16 protein-coding genes and 1 riboswitch are annotated in these 18,925 nt (G+C 45.7%); of the genes, 8 read left to right on the top strand and 8 right to left on the bottom strand.

From position 1 onward, the window contains the following. Entirely contained in the window at positions 1 to 480 is a 480-nt protein-coding gene (locus MJ595_RS06485) for a chemotaxis protein CheW (RefSeq protein WP_263081620.1), read from the top strand. Positions 481 to 563: 83 nt separating this feature from the next. Next, positions 564 to 730: riboswitch (FMN riboswitch) on the top strand. A gap of 14 nt (positions 731 to 744) precedes the next feature. Continuing rightward, positions 745 to 1,650 (top strand): DMT family transporter, encoded by a 906-nt coding sequence (locus MJ595_RS06490; protein WP_263081621.1) that lies wholly within the window; start codon positions 745 to 747, stop codon positions 1,648 to 1,650. 24 nt (positions 1,651 to 1,674) lie between these two features. Here MJ595_RS06490 and MJ595_RS06495 read toward each other — a convergent pair whose 3' ends face one another. After that, positions 1,675 to 2,403, bottom strand: coding sequence for a 16S rRNA (uracil(1498)-N(3))-methyltransferase (locus MJ595_RS06495; RefSeq protein WP_263081622.1), 729 nt, complete (start codon positions 2,401 to 2,403; stop codon positions 1,675 to 1,677). Between the two features lie 133 nt (positions 2,404 to 2,536). Between MJ595_RS06495 and MJ595_RS06500 the strand changes: the two genes are divergently transcribed. Further along, positions 2,537 to 3,706 (top strand): protein kinase, encoded by a 1,170-nt coding sequence (locus MJ595_RS06500; RefSeq protein ID WP_263081623.1) that lies wholly within the window; start codon positions 2,537 to 2,539, stop codon positions 3,704 to 3,706. 45 nt (positions 3,707 to 3,751) lie between these two features. Here the strand turns inward: MJ595_RS06500 and metF are convergent, their stop codons facing one another. Both metF and ahcY read right to left on the bottom strand, forming a co-directional pair. Next, positions 3,752 to 4,612 (bottom strand): methylenetetrahydrofolate reductase [NAD(P)H], encoded by an 861-nt coding sequence (gene metF / locus MJ595_RS06505; RefSeq protein WP_263081624.1) that lies wholly within the window; start codon positions 4,610 to 4,612, stop codon positions 3,752 to 3,754. A gap of 331 nt (positions 4,613 to 4,943) precedes the next feature. Beyond that, on the bottom strand, positions 4,944 to 6,332 hold the full coding sequence (gene ahcY / locus MJ595_RS06510; protein WP_263081625.1) for an adenosylhomocysteinase: 1,389 nt from the start codon (positions 6,330 to 6,332) through the stop codon (positions 4,944 to 4,946). Between the two features lie 187 nt (positions 6,333 to 6,519). Between ahcY and MJ595_RS06515 the strand changes: the two genes are divergently transcribed. Further along, on the top strand, positions 6,520 to 7,887 hold the full coding sequence (locus MJ595_RS06515; RefSeq protein WP_263081626.1) for a hypothetical protein: 1,368 nt from the start codon (positions 6,520 to 6,522) through the stop codon (positions 7,885 to 7,887). Between the two features lie 108 nt (positions 7,888 to 7,995). On the opposite strand, the gene MJ595_RS06520 is transcribed toward MJ595_RS06515, so the two are convergent. Continuing rightward, positions 7,996 to 8,118: a methionine adenosyltransferase domain-containing protein gene (locus MJ595_RS06520; protein ID WP_263322470.1), complete on the bottom strand. Its 123-nt coding sequence runs from the start codon at positions 8,116 to 8,118 to the stop codon at positions 7,996 to 7,998. 122 nt (positions 8,119 to 8,240) lie between these two features. On the opposite strand from MJ595_RS06520, the gene MJ595_RS06525 reads away from it, so the two are divergent. Further along, positions 8,241 to 9,818, top strand: coding sequence for a hypothetical protein (locus MJ595_RS06525; RefSeq protein WP_263081627.1), 1,578 nt, complete (start codon positions 8,241 to 8,243; stop codon positions 9,816 to 9,818). A gap of 130 nt (positions 9,819 to 9,948) precedes the next feature. On the opposite strand, the gene metK is transcribed toward MJ595_RS06525, so the two are convergent. Both metK and MJ595_RS06535 read right to left on the bottom strand, forming a co-directional pair. Then, entirely contained in the window at positions 9,949 to 11,112 is a 1,164-nt protein-coding gene (gene metK / locus MJ595_RS06530; protein ID WP_263081628.1) for a methionine adenosyltransferase, read from the bottom strand. A gap of 14 nt (positions 11,113 to 11,126) precedes the next feature. Further along, positions 11,127 to 12,125, bottom strand: a complete 999-nt coding sequence (locus MJ595_RS06535; protein ID WP_263081629.1) for a metalloregulator ArsR/SmtB family transcription factor — start codon at positions 12,123 to 12,125, stop codon at positions 11,127 to 11,129. 218 nt (positions 12,126 to 12,343) lie between these two features. Here MJ595_RS06535 and tkt point away from each other — a divergent pair, with 218 nt between their 5' ends. From tkt to MJ595_RS06550, 3 genes are all read left to right on the top strand, one after another. Next, complete coding sequence (tkt, locus tag MJ595_RS06540; RefSeq protein WP_263081630.1) at positions 12,344 to 14,341, top strand: transketolase; 1,998 nt, start codon at positions 12,344 to 12,346, stop codon at positions 14,339 to 14,341. A gap of 353 nt (positions 14,342 to 14,694) precedes the next feature. Then, the gene (locus tag MJ595_RS06545) at positions 14,695 to 16,305 is read left to right on the top strand and encodes an AMP-binding protein (RefSeq protein WP_263081631.1); all 1,611 of its coding nucleotides are present in this window, start codon (positions 14,695 to 14,697) and stop codon (positions 16,303 to 16,305) included. 6 nt (positions 16,306 to 16,311) lie between these two features. Beyond that, on the top strand, positions 16,312 to 16,536 hold the full coding sequence (locus MJ595_RS06550; RefSeq protein ID WP_263081632.1) for a hypothetical protein: 225 nt from the start codon (positions 16,312 to 16,314) through the stop codon (positions 16,534 to 16,536). Positions 16,537 to 16,585: 49 nt separating this feature from the next. Here MJ595_RS06550 and MJ595_RS06555 read toward each other — a convergent pair whose 3' ends face one another. Together MJ595_RS06555 and MJ595_RS06560 are read right to left on the bottom strand one after the other, a co-directional pair. Further along, positions 16,586 to 17,428: a lysophospholipid acyltransferase family protein gene (locus tag MJ595_RS06555; RefSeq protein ID WP_263081633.1), complete on the bottom strand. Its 843-nt coding sequence runs from the start codon at positions 17,426 to 17,428 to the stop codon at positions 16,586 to 16,588. 35 nt (positions 17,429 to 17,463) lie between these two features. Further along, positions 17,464 to 18,756: an AhpA/YtjB family protein gene (locus MJ595_RS06560; RefSeq protein ID WP_263081634.1), complete on the bottom strand. Its 1,293-nt coding sequence runs from the start codon at positions 18,754 to 18,756 to the stop codon at positions 17,464 to 17,466. Positions 18,757 to 18,925 lie beyond the last annotated feature (169 nt).

Consider the following 18,925-nt stretch of genomic DNA (forward strand, 5'->3'; position numbering starts at 1 on the left):
ATGGACACCCCAACCACCAGCAGCCAGGAAATAAAATCCCTGCTGCTGCCACTGCAACAACACCCTTTACTCCTGCCCATGGCTTGTCTGGCAGAAGTGATTGACTATATCCAGCCTGAGAGTATTCAGGAGGACAACCATTGGTATTTGGGAGATATTGACTGGCGAGGCGTCACCGTTCCTTTAATGGCCTTTGAGCGTATTAATGAACAGCAATTTACCAGTCACTCAATCACCACGCGGATTGCCATACTGAAGAAAACCCTGACCAAGACCCCGTACAGTTTTTATGGTTTGATCATCCAGGGTGTCCCACAACCTTTAACGCTTGGTAAGCAGGATATATTGCCATCCAATGAAGTCACCGGGCCCGCTGAAAGAAGACAGGCCATCATTAACGGGTTACCCGCAATTATCCCAAATCTGGCCAGTGTGGAACATAAGTTGGCAGGCATAGGGAACATAAGTTGGCAGGCATAGGGAACAGCTAGAAGTCTGTGTATGGGGAATATAAAAATAATGCCCCAATCATGTGTTTTGGTATAGGATTGACCGTCGCTAATGACTATTCTCAGGGCAGGGTGAAAATCCCGACCGGCGGTAGTTCTCTTCAGGAGAAAAGCCCGCAAGCGCCTGCAAATCCAAGAAGCAGGGTCAGCAGATCTGGTGAAAATGCCACTGGCAGCCATTCCAGAGCCGACGGTTAGAGTCCGGATAGAAGAGGATAAAGGAATCCATAAACAAATGACCCCCACCAATCACCATAACCCCATTCTTGGCGCAGCCTGGATGCTATCTGCCGGAGCTGCCTTTGCAGGCGTTAATAGCCTGGGGCAGTATTTAAGCTTCAAGATGGGTATGCCATCATCCAATGTTGCCTTTTTCCAATACCTTATCGCCGTAGCTATCCTGTTACCCTGGATGAAACAGCAGGGTCTGGGTCACCTGTTAACAACGCGCCAACCCTTACTACACCTTCTGCGGGTTGGTTTTGCAGTCCTGGGGGTTCAATTCTGGCTATGGGCGCTTTCCTGGCCTGTACCTATCTGGCAGGGTATTGCCCTGTTAATGTTGTCCCCCCTTATCGCCACCGTTGGTTCAGGACTGCTGCTGGGAGAAACCGTCGGTATCGCCCGGTGGATAGCAACGTTAGCGGGTTTTCTGGGCGCCATGATTATCCTGGAACCCTGGGCCGAAGGTTTTAATCTGGCTTCGCTACTGCCAGTCATCGCTGCTTTTTTCTGGGCGGGTTACTCCCTGTTGGTAAAGTATCAGTCCCGCACAGAGCATTCTTCTACGATAGTCCTTTACCTGTTAGTGCTTATAGCGCCCTTTAATGCGGTGCTGGCAGCACCGGTTTTCAGCTGGCCCGCAGGGCAGGAATGGGTATTTCTGATAGCAGCCGGACTGTTAACCGGCATTGCCCAGCTGGCTATAGCCAAGGCCTATGAAGTAGCGGATGCTTCCTATATACAGCCTTTTGACCATGCCAAATTACCGATGAATGTGCTCGCAGGCTGGCTGGTGTTTGGCTGGGTGCCTCCCGGCCGTTTATGGCTGGGGGCTGCCATTATTGTCGGAGCATCGCTATTTATAGCACACCGGGAGAGCCGGTTTGCCAAGAGGCCGGAACGTATTGCTGATGCTTAGAAGCCTCGCCCGATAGGGCGGCAGTCACGACAAATCCCCCCACAGATAATGCATCAGCGCTGCTGCAGCAACAGGTGCCGTTTCTGTCCTCAACACCCTGGGTCCCATGGCCAATGCCTTAAAACCATGGGACTCAGCCATACCAATTTCATCGGCAGTCAAGCCCCCTTCCGGGCCAATTAACAGGGAAACAGAGTCTGGTTTGCTATAGCCCTCCAGCTTTTTATCGGTCCGATGATGAAGTACAAAGTTAAGGTCAGTGGTACGACTATCAAGCCACTGCGCTACGGTGACAGGAGGATGGATAACAGGAACCCGGTTTCTGCCACACTGCTCACAGGCACTGATAGCCACCTGTTGCCAATGCTTAATCCGCTTTTCCTGGCGTTCAGCATTTAACCGGACTTCACAACGCTCACTCAAAATTGGCGTAATATCGGTGATTCCCATCTCGGTGGCTTTCTGAATGGCATAATCCATTCTTTCACCACGACTCAGGGACTGACCAAGCTCAATGCGTAAAGGTGACTCAGAGTCAGAATCCCGTCGGCTTTCCAGCAGCACCGATACCTGCTTTTTAGAAACTGAAGCGACCTGGCCCTGAAATGACCCACCTTCGCCATTAAAAAGAATCAAAGGCTCACCGGCCTTCATTCGCAGGACACGACCCACATGATTTGCAGCAGTGTCTATCAGCTCGACAGTTGTCCCTGCAACTAATGGTTGAGGGGTATATATTCTGGGATTTCTCATAGGTACGGCAATAACCCGTGATGAAATAGCGGTTAAATAACCTATTGTACTGACACCTAACCCAAGAACATACCCAGTCTATACTAATTTATAAGGTGGCGTTTTCTATTTATTCTGACAGGGAGATCAAAACATGGAACCCACTTCCCCCCCACCTCCAGTTCCTCCAAAAAGCCCTGAGCTATTAGCCGACCTCAAGGCAGAACAAGAACTTAGCCATAATAAAGGCGAAACCAGAGTCGCTAAAAAGCCTTGGCTCAGTCGAAAAGTAGAAGCACTTAAATCGGGTATCATTACTTTAAGACAAAGGAAAGCATCTTCACCGGAATCAAAAGCCACATCACTTCCTCCGACAACAAAATTAATAGAAAGAAAAACCAGGCCTTTCAATATTTCTCACGACATAGTATTCAATAGATTAGGAGAAGGGAACTTTGGACGTGTCGATCAAGTACTAAAAGGAAACGAGACCCATGGAAAATTATGGGTTGCCAAAACCGATAAAGAAACACATGAACAAGTTATTGATAATGAAGAAATCATGAGGCACTTGGGCAAACACCCTAATATTGTGCGTGTTGATTTTGATAAAAAACTAATGAGGGATGAAGGACATCCTCTATCCACACTTATTGATATGACAGTAAATCCACCCTCCGAAAAAAAAAGAACTCCTGCAAAAATAAATTCTGACCAGAAATTGCCTGCTTCACTCATCCGCAATATAGGCAAGCAACTTTTCACCGGAATAAATTATATACATGCAAAAGGCATCACCCATTTTGACCTCAAGCCTGAAAATATTTTAATCGGTAAAGAAGGAAACGTTAAAATTGCAGATTTTGGCTGTGCCCGTCGATGTAAACCGGGAGAATTTCTTGCCCAGGGAAGTGGTGATAATCGCTATATGCCTCCCGATGTATTTCCAAAAGGCAAGGCAAGGTCAACTTCATTGGATAATTGGTCTGCCGGCTGCTGTTTATATGAGTTGGTATCCGGTAACAAACTGGTGGAATCACCCCGTGGAATTTTTACTGAAATCTACAATGTTAAGCATTGGAAAGACCTCCCTGACGGAGCCTTTTATAATTATGCCCCTGTAGAATCTTTCATCAAAAATAAGCTAAAAGCCCTTGAAGTATCTTTGAAAGAGGAATCCCCTCGTCGCTTCAGTGATGTAGAAATTAATGATCTACTTAATATGTTAAAATTAGCCCTACAGGCACACCCAAAGAAACGGGGAGGGTCACGACAACTTCTTAACGACCCGTTCTTCTTATCTCCAAGGCCTACCCGTAGGTAATTCATTAACAGCAAACATCAATTTTCCACTTTTGCTCATTGATGTTCAGTTTTTGAACAAGCCTAAATTGCTACATATTGACAAACTGGGCTTTGCCATATTCAGTGTATAAAAATGCAAGCCGGCAGCCCCTTCATTTAATAACTTTTCACACATCCTGGTGACCATTTCCTCACCAAACTGATTAATACTTTGGCTATCATCCCCATAAGCTTCCAGTTGCCTGCGAATCCAACGGGGAATTTCTGCACCACAGGTATCCGAGAAGCGAGCAAGTTTGACAAAATTTGTAACCGGCATAATTCCCGGGATCACCGGAATGGTTATTCCCATTTTTTCTATACGCTCAATAAAATAAAAATAGCTATCTATATTAAAAAAATATTGGGTAATGGCTGAATTGGCACCAGCATTCACCTTACGCTGAAAATTTTCAAGATCCACTTCCATATTATGGGCTTGAGGATGAACCTCCGGATAAGCGGCTACTTCAATATGAAAATGATCACCTGTTTCTTTTCGTATAAATTCAACCAGCTCATTGGCATATTGCAGCTCTCCAGAGAAACGCCCCATACCCGAAGGTAAATCCCCCCGTAAAGCAACTATCCGGTTAATATTCTGGCGTTGATAGTCCTGGAGTAAATCCCGCAAGCTATTTTTAGTCTCCCCAACACAAGACAAATGAGGTGCAGTAGCAACACGAGTTTGCTCCTGAAGGGCAAGCACAGATTCAAGCGTACGATCCCGGGTAGAACCACCCGCTCCATAGGTGACTGAAAAAAAGTCCGGTTTATATTCTGCTAACTGGAACGCGGTCTGCTCAAGCTTCAGCGCTCCTGCTTCCGTTTTAGTGGGGAAAAACTCAAAGCTTATTTGTGTTTTATTATTGTTAGAGTCAGTCATAATTTATTATTTTATTTAATGGTCAAATACAAGTAAAAAACTTATCGAACCCGTGCAGGTAAGCATGAATATCTGTACGGCTATTGAATAAGTTGAAACACCCGTATGCATTCCCAGCGGGGAGAGACTGTCGCGAAACCCAATTCTGTAGATAAAAAGTAGGTTTTTTACTCTTTTTTAACCACGGAGACACGGAGGCACAGAGTTTTTGTATCTTTAAACTATAAATCTCCGTGCCTTTGTGTCTCCGTGGTTAATAAAAATAACTTTTGCGACAACCTCGGGACGCTGGGAACGAGGTATCTTGTACAAATGTTAATGCTTAGCGGCACTAGTATTTGTAATCATCACTCTTAAAAGGGCCGTCAACAGTAACATGAATATAGTTTGCCTGCTCCCCGGTTAACCGGGTCACAACCCCACCAAACCCTTCTACCATATAGCGAGCCACTTCCTCATCAAGCTCTTTGGGCAGAACTTTTACATACAGCTCCCTTTCTTCATCCGGTAAATTCGCAAACCCCTCCTGATAAAGATGAATTTGTGCCAAGACCTGATTAGCAAAAGAACCATCCATTATGCGCGACGGGTGCCCTGTAGCATTACCCAGATTAACCAGTCGTCCTTCTGAAAGCAGCAATAGATAGTCATTGGCCTGTTTATTACGCCACACTTTATGAACCTGGGGTTTAATTTCTTCCCACTCCCAGTTTTCACGCATAAAGACGGTATCAATTTCTGTATCAAAATGGCCAATATTACACACTACACAGCTGCTTTTAAGGGCTTTTAGCATATGGCGATCACAGACATGAACATTTCCTGTTGTGGTTACCAGCAGGTCTGTGTTTTCCAGCAGGGGCTTATTGATACAGCTTTCAGAATCGGTATTGATTCCATCAAGATAAGGCGACACCACCTCAAAGCCATCCATACAGGCTTGCATGGCGCAGATAGGGTCAATCTCCGAGACTTTGACAATCATACCTTCCTGGCGAAGGGACGCGGCGGAACCTTTACCCACATCACCATAGCCAATAACCAGCGCTTTCTTTCCTGACAGCAAATGATCGGTTGCCCGCTTGATAGAATCATTGAGCGAATGACGGCAACCATACTTATTGTCATTCTTACTTTTGGTCACCGAGTCATTAACATTAATGGCAGGCACTTTCAGTGTTCCCTGCTCCAGCATCTCCAGCAAACGATGAACACCTGTTGTGGTTTCTTCAGAAATACCGTGAATCCTATCCAGCTGTTGTGGGTATTTATCATGGAGCATCAGGGTCAGATCGCCCCCATCATCCAAAACCATATTGGCATCCCAGGGCTTCCCTTCTTTTAAAATAGTTCGCTCAATACACCACCAGAATTCCTCTTCTGTTTCCCCTTTCCAGGCAAAGACCGGTATACCTGCTGCGGCAAGAGCTGCCGCAGCATGATCCTGGGTTGAAAAAATATTACACGACGACCAGCGAACTTTAGCCCCAAGTTCAACCAGGGTTTCAATCAATACCGCGGTCTGGATTGTCATATGGATACAACCCAATATCCTGGCGCCCTTCAATGGTTGCTGATCTTTATATTTTTTGCGAATAGCCATCAATGCTGGCATTTCACCCTCAGCAATCTGGATTTCCCGTCGTCCCCACTCCGCCAGGGAAATATCCGCAATACGAAAATCCTTAAAACCTGTCGTCATGGCGGCAGTTGCAGTCATAGGCTATGTCCTTTTTTGGTGTTTATAGCTTGGAATAGCGGCAGTTTAACAGCGACATAAATCTATATCAATTTTTTTTGATATAGATTCAACCAATACTTAACTGCAATTTCAGGGACTACTCCTTGAATCTTAAAATTTCTCTGCCACCTTTAAAATTCCTTTAACGAGCATATAGAAAGCTATCATGAAATCATTTCATCTGCGAAAACATCTAGCTATAGCCCTTCTTTTCTCAAATTTATTTTTAATATGCACTAAAGTCTTTGCTGGCCCTGTTTTAGGAATTGTGGGAGCCAGTTACTCTGGAGGTGTAAAAGAAACAACTTTTGAGAGTGTCATAAAAGATGAAGATCAGGGGGTATCACATGGCATACTTCATGATATATCAGCTTCATTGAAAGAAGGCAGCTTTCAGCGTTTCTCTCCAGGAACCCCACAAGAACTATTAAGACTTATAAATAACCCCATGGAGAGTTTTAAAAATCAAATAGAAAAGGCTAAGGAAGCAGGTGTTAAGCATATTATTGCAGTAGATATGACATTCTGGACATTTGCCGGTTGTGTTGAAAGTCAAGAAGGCGTTGAAAAAACTGTAGAAACACAAACCGAAAAGTTAAGACCTTTATATGAACCTATGTTGTCCAGTCTAACACTTTCTGATCCTGGAAAAGAGAATATAAAAAAAATAATACCTGATATGATCACCTTTAGTGTCAAACACCCACATAGTTTAAATAGAGAGCAGGCTAAAGGCAGGCTAACAAAGTTATTTGAATTATTTAATCAATACCCTGAGCAACAATTTTATATTATGACCATACCCGGTCAACATTTACCTGCCTGCCAAGAGCAAGAAATACGGCTTTTTCCTTGGGTTCAAACGATCCATGGATTAGATACATTAATAGACACTAAAGTCTCATATGAAGACAAAATCATAGATTTATTTAATGTTCTAATACTCAATAAGGCAAAAAAACACAACAATGTACATGTTACTGACATTAACAATATGATAACAGTGGATTCAAGTAATGAAAGCATGCTAACCCTTCCCACTGTGAGTGAGGCACCACAAATAGTGAACTTTGCTCACCTATTATGGGATGATTTTCACCTAAACCCAGACGGTTATACTGCTCTAGCTGCTGGAATACTAGGAGATCCTGATAATGAACAAAGCTTAGTTAATCTGGTTGTAAACGATACCAGTCAATATAGAACTCTCGTTACTGATGCAATGACACGTCTGTTATCAGGAACGGCTAAAACAAAAAGAGAAGCATCTCTAGAAGCTCCTGTTGAATCCAACCCATTAATGGCCTTAAGCGCCATGACTGACAGAGCAGGCAGCTCACAAACAAAACATCCTTCGCTGGCCATGCCTGAACCACTCCCCTCGCTCTCTTTATCCTCTCTCCCCTCCTTGGGTCCAACAGAGATGATGAGTCTTATTAAGGGAATACCCCAACCATTACCTCCAACCACTAAAAGAGAATTGGAGGATACAAATAAACCAGATAAAAAAAATAAAAAACCACGCTCAAACTAAAACTCAACTTTTAAAAATATAATTTATCACCTATAGTAATTTGCTGTTAATTAGCTTTACCATAAAAAGCACCTTTTACGGGCTTTTTATGGTAAAGCTAATTTTTGATTAAGCCTTATCCATCCGCTCCCAGGTGAACTCGGACTCTTCACGGTCAAAATTACCATAAACAGCAGTAGCCTGATAAACTGGACGTTTCAGATCCAGCATCTTCACTGCTCTTCGAGGAATTTGTGTAAATATATTTTTTTAGGTAATAAATACAATGCATAAAATCACAAATTCATCTTTATATAATCAATCACGGAGAGAAAAGTCTGCAATCTTTAGTGAGTACTAAGAGGAATATTTAAATGCTAATTTCAAGAAAATGGTTTCTTTTATCGCTTTTAGCATCGTTTACTTTTAGTTGCAACGTGCATTGCGGATTGTATTACGGGCAAACAGTGGATAGTGTTCCTCTACCCACTGAAGCGATCCTTGCTAACTTTGAGAGTTGTTACTCTGACATAAAAAAAGACAAACAAGCAATTGGATTGCCGTATTCAGTGAGAGTGGCCATGATAGGCTATTTATTGCGCTATTCCTGTGCAGGCCATGTCCCCATTGATGGAAGAAAATACCCTCATTCAGATACAGTCATCCAACAATTGGAGCAAAAGCTAAATAATGGCGTTTCTGGTAATGCTCAAGTAAAGGACCTGTCTCTACAGCAATTAAACGAGACTGAATCTACAATAAACAACCACTTCTGGAAAGATAAAAAATCGGACTTAACCAATAGTTTACCAAAAGCAGCCCCTGAACTTTGGGGGCATGTCAGTTTTGATGATGATGAGACATTTTTTAATTTTTTTAGTGAATTAGTAGAAAAGTCAGATACGAAGAGACCTTATTTAAGAAAATACTCCATACTTTTTATCGTTTATAAGAATTGTGCTGCGTTTTATAACCTCTTATTTAACTCTCCTCAAACAGGCAACATGATGGATAGCACTGTGGATACCACCTATAAAGATATAATCTGTAGTGCATTTCGTTCACTACATGATGATATCTTTAATCCACTGGATCAATTCCTGAAATCCCAAGGGTTACCTTACTGCATTTTTAAAGAGGCTACTATCAGTGCAGAGCCTTTATTCACTGTACTTCAAGCAATGTTTATGGCAGAAATTATCATGCCTGAAGCTTTGATGCTCAGCCCTGCAAATCAGCATCTGCCAGATTCACCATCTGCTGTCATGACTCTTTATAGAAAGAAAATCCATGATTGTTTAGCCACTATAAATTTAACCCATGCTGATACAAGCACAGGGGTGGTCGCCAGGGAAATAAGCCAAGCAATAAAACAGCAAACACCTCCATTTCTTTCAGTATGGTTATTCTCAAATTCCGGTTACCGCTCTATGCTTCCCCGGGTATTGGCATTCTGTCCTAATGAACCTGAATTATGTTTGGGAATACTACTTCATGATTGCCTGACTAACATAAAAGGAGAGTGGATTGGTCCAACTCTTCAGGAATGGACAAGAAAAGAAAAAGCAGAAACAAAAAAACGTGAAGTAGCTGCTAGATTGAAACCATTTCGCTCATTTTTAGATGACTATAGCTTTGATCACTTCGCTTTTAGAGAGAAAATGCTAGCCCAACCCGTGTTAGACGGACTAGCAAGTTATGTCATGACTGCAGAAGCGTGTAAAACCTTGGTTACAGAGCTAAAAAATAAGGAAGTGCATCTAGGAAGCTCTATTATCTATAGTGACAAAGGTAGAACCATTTTCGACGCACTAAATAGTAGATTAAATGACAGCCCTCAAACTATCAAAAGGCTTATCTACGCCTTGGCAAACCATGATGATCTCCTGCCTCTACTAGAGCACCTGAAAACATGTTCAGTTTTTACAAAAAATCATAAAAGGCGTGAATAATGTCGGCAACCGAGTAACCCTCATTTCAGTATGAGATACTATTATTTCTTTCAATGATGTCTAACAGGCTGTTTGAAATAGATCATCCTATGCAGACAGTGGATATTTTCTATTCAAACAGCCTCTATAATTAAACTCCAGCCGCTAAACGCAAAGCCTCGGCCTTATCCGTCCGCTCCCAGGTAAACTCGGGTTCTTCACGACCAAAATGACCATAAGCGGCAGTGGCCTGATAAATGGGGCGTTTCAGATCCAGCATCTTCACCAGTCCGCGAGGACGCAGGTCAAAGTGCTCACGTACCAGCTCTACGATTTTCTCGTCAGAGATTTTGCCAGTACCAAAGGTATTAATAGAAATGGATGTTGGCTCAGCCACACCAATGGCATAGGACACCTGAATCTCGCAGCGATCAGCCAGACCGGCAGCCACAACATTCTTCGCCACATAACGACCGGCATAGGCGGCTGAACGATCAACCTTGGATGGATCTTTACCGGAGAATGCTCCACCACCATGACGAGCCATGCCACCGTAGGTATCAACAATGATCTTGCGGCCTGTCAATCCACAGTCGCCTACCGGACCACCAATGACAAAAATACCCGTAGGGTTAATATGGAACTGGGTTTCTTCATGGAGCCATTCAGAAGGCAGCACTGGCTTGATAATATGCTCCAGCACCTCTTCCCTGATTTGTTCCTGGCTGATATCAGGATTATGCTGGGTGGATAGCACCACCGCATCAACACACTGAACCTTGCCTTTGCTATCGTAGCGCATGGTTACCTGGCTTTTGGCATCCGGGCGTAACCAGGCCAAGGTGCCATTCTTACGCAGCTCCGCCTGGCGCTTAACCAGCTCATGGGCATAGTAGATGGGGGCAGGCATAAATACCGGGGTTTCATTAGTAGCATAACCAAACATTAACCCCTGGTCGCCAGCCCCCTGTTCATGCTCTTCTGTTTCATCCACACCAACAGCGATATCTGCCGACTGTTTGCCAATAGCATTCAGTACTGCAACACACTCACCATCAAAGCCCAGGTCACCATGGTTATACCCTATATCCGTGACCACCTTACGAACTAACTCCTCAATATCCACATAGGTGTCAGTGCGTACTTCACCGGCAACAATCACCATGCCGGTTTTCACCATGGTTTCGACTGCCACACGGGCTTCCGGGTCATCCTTCAGGATGGCATCCAGGATTGCATCGGAAATCTGGTCGGCAATTTTATCCGGATGTCCTTCTGATACAGATTCGGAAGTAAACAGAGAATACTCTGCCATAATTATCTCATGCCTCATGCTAAATTAGATTCGAGAGACGGGTACTGCCCTGGACGAATAAATCGTCTTACCTGAATCTGAAAACCATTACGTAACCCCAGATACTGGGATTCTCCACTTACAAGACCAGCGTCTTTTGCCCACTGACTAAGTTCTTCGGGACTAAAGCCCAGCCAAAGATCACCACAGGAGTCTTTCACCCAAGCCTGATCATGCTGGCTTAACTCACTGATCAGCAGGCTACCTCCCCTCTTAAGCAGCCTGGCTGCCCCTGAAAAAATGCTGGTAGGACTCGCCACATGATGTAGCACCATGTTAGCAACAATACAATCAAACTGATTCGTCATTGCCCCCAGCTGATCTATTTCACCGAGGATAAATTCAATATTATCCAGACCATTACTGGCGGCTGTCATCTGTGACTTTTCAAGCATTTCACCGCAGTTATCAACAGCGTAAACCTGCTGAAAACGCTGGCTCAGTGTTGTCAAAAAAGCACCTTCTCCCGGCCCCAGCTCCATAGCCAGTTCTTTGTCCGGAAAAATCGTTTTATCAATAACATCGGCAGCACAGCAGGCATAGGGCTCAGGATCAGTAATCAATTCCTGATGCTGGCGAAAAGCATCCGCATGCCGGGCAAAAAAAGCCCTGGACTGCTCAGCCCTTTGCTTCTGGATATCCTCCAGGCGAACTCGAAACTTGTCTGCCAGGGGCTGTCGGTCAACGCTCACAAAGAGTGCCTTGACAACCGACTCCTGCACTTCATCTGAAGGAGGAAGCGACCTGCGGTAAAAAACAGTATTCCCTTCTTTACGGGTTGTCACCAAACCCGCCTGATAGAGCACCTTAAGGTGATGGCTCATGGCCGGCTGTCTCATATCAAAGACATGACTGAGCTCAAGAACCCCAAGGGATTCCGTGCTTAATATCCTGAGAATCTGGAGCCTGAGCTGATCGCCAAAGGCTTTACCCAGCACAGCAAGCTGTTCTATAGCGTCAAGCTGTTCTGACAAGCTGTACTCCGAATGCATTGGTAAAAATTAAAAATCAGTCTATCAAGGCTTATAATCTATATCAAAACTATTTGATATAGATTACGTAATCTCCCCCATGGCTATACGGAAATAAAAAAATTAGTCATAAACTGCCGCCATTATTTCCCGTTTTGGAAAACAACGATTAGAATAGCCGCCATTTCAAACCGACTGGATCATCAGGAGCCCTGATTTTTATGTCCTCTCGTCGTGAACTCGCCAATGCTATTCGTGCCCTCAGTATGGATGCTGTCCAGAAAGCCAAGTCTGGCCATCCGGGTGCACCCATGGGCATGGCGGATATCGCAGAAGTCCTGTGGCGTGACTACCTGAGCCACAACCCATCCAACCCCAACTGGGCCGACCGTGACCGTTTTATTCTGTCTAACGGACACGGTTCCATGCTGCTTTACTCCCTGCTGCACCTGTCCGGTTACGATCTGTCCATCGACGACCTGAAAAACTTCCGTCAGTTGCACGCCAAGACCGCCGGGCATCCTGAGCACGGTTACGCGCCTGGTATTGAAACCACCACCGGACCACTGGGTCAGGGTATCGCCAATGCCGTGGGCATGGCTGCCGCTGAAAAAGCGCTGGCAGCCCAGTTTAACCGTGAAGGCCACACCATTGTTGACCATAACACCTATGTTTTCCTGGGTGACGGTTGCATGATGGAAGGTATCTCCCACGAGGTATGCTCTCTGGCAGGCACCCTGGGCCTGGGTAAGCTGATTGCTTTCTATGACGACAACGGCATCTCCATTGATGGCGAAGTGGAAGGCTGGTTTACCGACGACACCGTTAAGCGTTTTGAATCCTACAACTGGCATGTGATTCCAGCGGTTGACGGCCATGATCCGGAAGCCATCAAGGCAGCCATTGAAGCGGCACGGGCAGAGTCTGATAAACCCACTCTGATTTGCTGCAAGACCGTGATCGGCTTTGGCTCCCCCAACAAGGAAGGCAAGGAAGACTGCCACGGCGCCCCTCTGGGTGATGAAGAAATCAAGCTGACCCGTGAGCGCCTAGGCTGGAACCATGAGCCTTTTGCGGTACCCGGTGATATCTATGGTGCCTGGAATGCCCGTGAAAAGGGCGCTGCTGCCGAAGCGGCCTGGAATGAGAAGTTTGCCGCTTACCAGGCTGCTCACCCTGAACTGGCTGCAGAATTCAATCGTCGTGTAGCCGGTGACCTGCCTGCCGACTTCTCTGAAAAAGCCATGGCCTATGCCAAAGAGTGCCAGGCCAATGCCGAGAAAGTAGCCAGCCGTAAAGCATCCCAGAACACCCTGAATGCTTATGGCCCAATGCTGCCAGAACTTCTGGGCGGTTCCGCAGACCTGGCTGGCTCCAACCTGACCATCTGGGGCGGCTCCAAGAGCATCACCAAAGAAGACGCCAGCGGTAACTACCTGCACTACGGTGTCCGTGAATTTGGCATGAGCGCCATGATGAACGGTATTGCCCTGCACGGTGGCTTTGTGCCTTACGGCGCTACCTTCCTGGTATTTATGGAATATGCGTGCAATGCCGTACGTATGGCGTCCCTGATGAAGCAGCGCAACATCTTTGTTTACACCCATGACTCCATCGGTCTGGGCGAAGATGGCCCGACTCACCAGCCTATTGAACAGCTGGCAAGCCTGCGTATGACTCCGAACATTAACACCTGGCGCCCCTGTGACACCGTTGAGTCTGCCATTGCCTGGAAGCATGCCATTGAACGCAAGGATGGCCCCAGTGCCCTGATCTTCTCCCGTCAAGGCCTGCCTTGCATGACCCGTGATGATCAGCAACTGGCCAATGTGGAACGCGGTGGCTACATCCTGAAAGACTGTGAAGGCCTGCCTGAAGTCATCCTGATGGCAACCGGTTCTGAAGTAGAGCTGGCAATGAATGCTGCAGAAAAGATGGCAGCGCAGGGTCGCAAGGTTCGTGTGGTTTCCATGCCTGCCACTGAAGTCTTCGATGCCCAGGATGCAGCGTACAAGCAAAGCGTTCTGCCACTGGAAGTGTCTGCCCGCATTGCCATTGAAGCCGCTTCCGCTGACTTCTGGTACAAGTATGTTGGCCTGGATGGACGCATTATCGGCATGACCACCTTTGGTGAATCTGCCCCTGCCGGTGACCTGTTCCCGTACTTCGGCTTTACTGTAGAAAATATTATTGCAGCTGCTGATGATCTTCTGGATTAATCGGTCGTTTCCATAAAAAAAAGGGCGTACATTCCTACGCCCTTTTTTATTTCAAATCCGTTTAATACCAACGGTATTCCAATAAAAAATAGTAAATATGAATTACTGTTTAACAAAAATTCAGCATGGAAAACCAACTACTCCCCACTCATACTCCACCTACAATTACCCGCAATTAATTCGGTAACTACGCGCTTATTATTTATAAATAATGCTAAGGTATAAAAAGGCTACCCTCTGTTAAGGCGCTGTTAAGAATTATCAGAACACAATCGCCGCCTCACTGATCTTATGACGTATTGATTAAGTGGAAGAAATAGTTACGCCCTCTGCTATACACAGGTAAAGCAATAATGTTGCAAAACAACATAACCTCACCTCCTATTGATTTCAGAAATAGTTTTGCCCGGTTTTTAATAAACTCCGCCGAAAACTTTTCCCGGAAACCAGCCTTGTGGGTTAATGAGCAACTTTACTCCTATGGCGAAATGATTACTCAGGGACGATCCATTGCGGCAACATTGCAAGCATTAAATCTTGGCACCTTCAATTGCGGCCTTCTTGCCTACCGAAGTGCCACGATCTATCAGGGCATATGGGGAACGCTCCTTGCCGGAGGCTGTTATGTGCCAATGAACCCGCGTTTCCCTGCCGCTAAAAATAAAGCCGTATTATCCGCTGCCCGGTGTCCTGTCATTATTGTCGACAAACGCTCGGAAGCTGCGGCAAAAGAACTCTTACACGAACTGAACCACTCCGTTACCGTACTATTGCCAGAACATGAACAATGCCCGGAGTGGTGTAAAGATTTCGATCAACAGTTTCTTTGCCAGACACAGTTGAAAGCAGCCCGTGACTGGCGACAGCCCCAGTATGCCAACCCTTACGCTTATTTACTCTTTACTTCTGGAACCACCGGCACACCTAAAGGGATTGCAGTTACCCATGACAATTTAAAGGCATACAGCAATAATATTCTCACCCGCTACAATATTGGCTCCAGCGACCGGTTCAGCCAGGTCAGCGACCTGACCTTTGACCTGTCTGTTCATGACCTAGCCTGTGCCTGGCCTGTGGGAGGTGCCCTGTATGTTGTTCCTGAAGCCTCCCTGCTATGCCCGGCGGATTTTATCAACCGCCATCAATTGACCTGCTGGAACTCTGTTCCGTCTCTGCTCAGTTTTATCCGCAAGTTTGGCAAAATGAAGCCCGGTGCCTTTCCCAGCCTTCGATACAGTTTTTTCTGTGGCGAAGCATTTCCCATGTCCCTGGCAAGCCACTGGCAAGCGGCTACGCCCAATGGCAGAGTCATTAACCTTTACGGCCCCACCGAGACAACGGTGGCCATTACAGGATTGGAATATACAGAGTGCCTGCCTGACACCCCCAATATGCCTATTGGCTATGTCTTTCCGGATCAGGAAGCCATTGTCATCAATTCAGAGGGGCAACTGGCAGAGGCTAGAGAGGAAGGGGAACTCCTTCTGGGAGGAAGCCAGGTCACCCAGGGTTACTGGCATGACCCTGAACGTTCAGCCAGGTCTTTTATAGAGAAGTCATTTCCAGGTTTTGAATCAGAACGTTGGTACTGTACAGGGGATATAGTGTCCCAACATGCCGAATATGGACTACATTTTCATGGACGCAAAGACTTTCAGGTAAAGGTCAATGGCTTTCGTATCGAACTGGCTGAGATTGAATCAGTCATCCGCAAACAGTTCGATTGTGACTGGGTCGCCGTTATTCCCTGGCCCGTAGATGCAGACGGTATAGCCAGAGGACTGGTGGCCTGGTTATCCGGAGAAAATGGAAACAGCCAGTCCGTCCGCCAGGCCTGCATTGAAAAGCTTCCCCCTTATATGGTGCCCGGGAAAGTCCACTGGCACCCGGAGCTGCCAAGAAATGCCAACGGTAAAGTTGACATCAAGGCACTCCAGCAACTTACAGCCGATCATAAAGGATAACGATCAATGAATGCGCGCGCTTTAGTTCTTAACTTTCTTACCAGCAAAGGAGTCAATACAGATACACTCAGTGATGAGTGTTTACTGATGCAACACATTCAGTCCGTAGACTTTATGGAGCTGATTATTACTGCCGAAATGGAGATGGGACAAGAGCTCAGTCTGGAATCTGTCCAGATTGAGCAAATCAGCTCCCTGGGCGGGTTTATCCATTGGCTGGAAAAAGCCTGATAAATTGAATGGTTAACGGGGAATAGTGCCAGCAGCTATTCCCTAACCATCACTTGTTAATTCGTTTCTTCAGTTTGAAACGATCATAATGCCATATCCATAGCTCAGGGTGCTCTCGAATCACTGCTTCCATCCGATGCATCAATTTTTGTAAATTACGTTGTGCGGCCTCTTGCCTGTTTTCACACTGAATCAACTCAAACGGTTCAAAGTGTAACTGCCAAACATTGTCTTTTAAGGTGCAGTAGTGAAAGACAATAGGCACCTTCATCATCAGGGCTGCATTGATAGCACTAATGGGCGCAGTGGTTTGCTCCCCAAAAAAAGTGACAGGCGCTTCTCTGGAACGCATATCACTATGCAAAAAAATAGCTTCCCTGTTTCTCAGGGTTTTCATCACCGCCATGGGATCACCCCGCTTTATATAACGAATGCCACATTTATTCAGAACATGCTGTCCAATCTGGTTCAGCAAGGGTTTCTGATTGCCCGCACCAATAACCGTTGAAACGGGGATATTCTCTTTTGTTAATGCCAGGGTTCCAATGTCAGGTGGTCCCATATGCAATGATGCAATGACGAGCCCCCTATTCTGGCTCAATGCCTGGGTAACAATATCCTGGTCGTACAGTTGGTAGGCAATTTTATCCAGTTTCGAAATGGATAAAATATAATCAAAGCTACGATAGGCTGATTTTCTGGCAATCTTATCAATGGACTTATGGTCCAGCCCTGGCAGCGCCAGTTTAATCGCCGCCCGCGCTATATTGCCTTTGGAATAATCCGCAACCATACCTCCCAACCGGGTCAACCAGTGGCTAATGAAATGGGGCAAGCCTCCGATTCCATTAATAATGATAGGAATACATCGAGTCATTAAACGTTGTCGCATAACCTTGAGGGTGTATCGTTTTTCCGATGGTGGTATCAATGAAATTGAGTTTCCAGCTCTTCAGCCTGATGCTCAATTTCTTCATCATCTGGCTCCGTCAGGGAGGTGATGCGAATAATATCATCACCATGTTCTGATAGTTCAATTTCTGTGATATCAGCAGGAAGCCAGCTAAGCTGCTTGCGGAGCATATGAAGCCCATCAGGTTCGGGAAGGCTGGCCAGCATTAATGCCTGACTGGCTGCACTATTGGCCAGAGCCGGATGCTGACCCTCTGGAAACTCGCTGACCTGATCACTCAAACAAAGACCAAGACCCAGCTGAATTCTGGCGATGCTATTTTCAGTTGCCCTTTCAGATAACTTTTCTATTAACAAGCTACAGCAAAGAGCATCCATGGCAAACGTGTCACTCTCCTGGCTGGAAAAACGGATATAGCTATTACCCTCCGGTGTATAGCTTAACGTTCCGCCATAGGTTTTTGCTGCTTCAACGACTATTGCCGTTTGCTGCCGGATAATTTCAATCAGTTCCTGGGGAGCTAATAATGATTGCAGCCTTCCAAAGTTCTTGGTGCGGATACTAACAATAGCGGCCATTTTTTCACCACTGATCTTTTCTTTTTCTGCATTTTCAGCCGCTATTTTTTCTGTCAGCTGATGCTCCACAAGGCTGGCAATACGGTCAACTTCAGTGGCAGGCAGTGGCTCAATGGGCAACGTCTTAAATATTGAGTGTAACTGGCGTTCAATGAGTCTCAATTTATCAGCCAGTTTGGTGGCATAAAAATTAAGAAAAACAAGGCCCATGACCAGTAACAGGGCACTGACTGCGATAATAACCTGAAGGGACTCCTTTGGCTTTTGAGTCAATACCTTATAATCAAGTTTTAATCTGACATAACCGGCAATAACATCTTGATAGTTGATGGGGGCTGAATAAACCGGGCCAGAGGTATCACTGTTGGTGAAGCTTGCCGGGCTTTGTCCCTCGGCCCTGGCTATTCTGTGATTATCAATGCTGTAAATGGACGCCTCAGCAATATACGGATTCTGGGTTAGCTGGTTCAACAATACATTAAGGCTAAGCCTGTCTCCGGTAATCAACATGTTGGCAGCCGCACTGGCCGTTTGTTCGCTTAGCAAAGAGCCTATGGTATCAGCCTGATGAGAGCTGCTATTGTCTATTTCTGTGCTGATTAACAGGCAACTTAAAACAGTCAGGACACTCATCAAGAATCCATATACCAGCATCAACTGTAACTTAAGAGACAATCTGGTTACGCCCGGAAAGGCATGGATACCCGACTTTTTATTCGGCAGTTTCAATGTTTGTTCTCCTTAAGACACAGGTGGGGAACTGGTATTTAAAAAGATAGCTTGCCGGTATATGTGCTTGTGCTCAAGAGGGAACCGTTCCAAAGAGCCTGGGGACGAATCTATATTAGCGCCTCTCTGCACAGGTTTGTTTATAATGCCCATAAAGTAATAAACCAGC

Origin of the sequence: Endozoicomonas sp. Mp262, from assembly GCF_025643335.1 — a bacterium.
In the GTDB taxonomy this organism is placed as follows: Bacteria; Pseudomonadota; Gammaproteobacteria; order Pseudomonadales; family Endozoicomonadaceae; genus Endonucleibacter.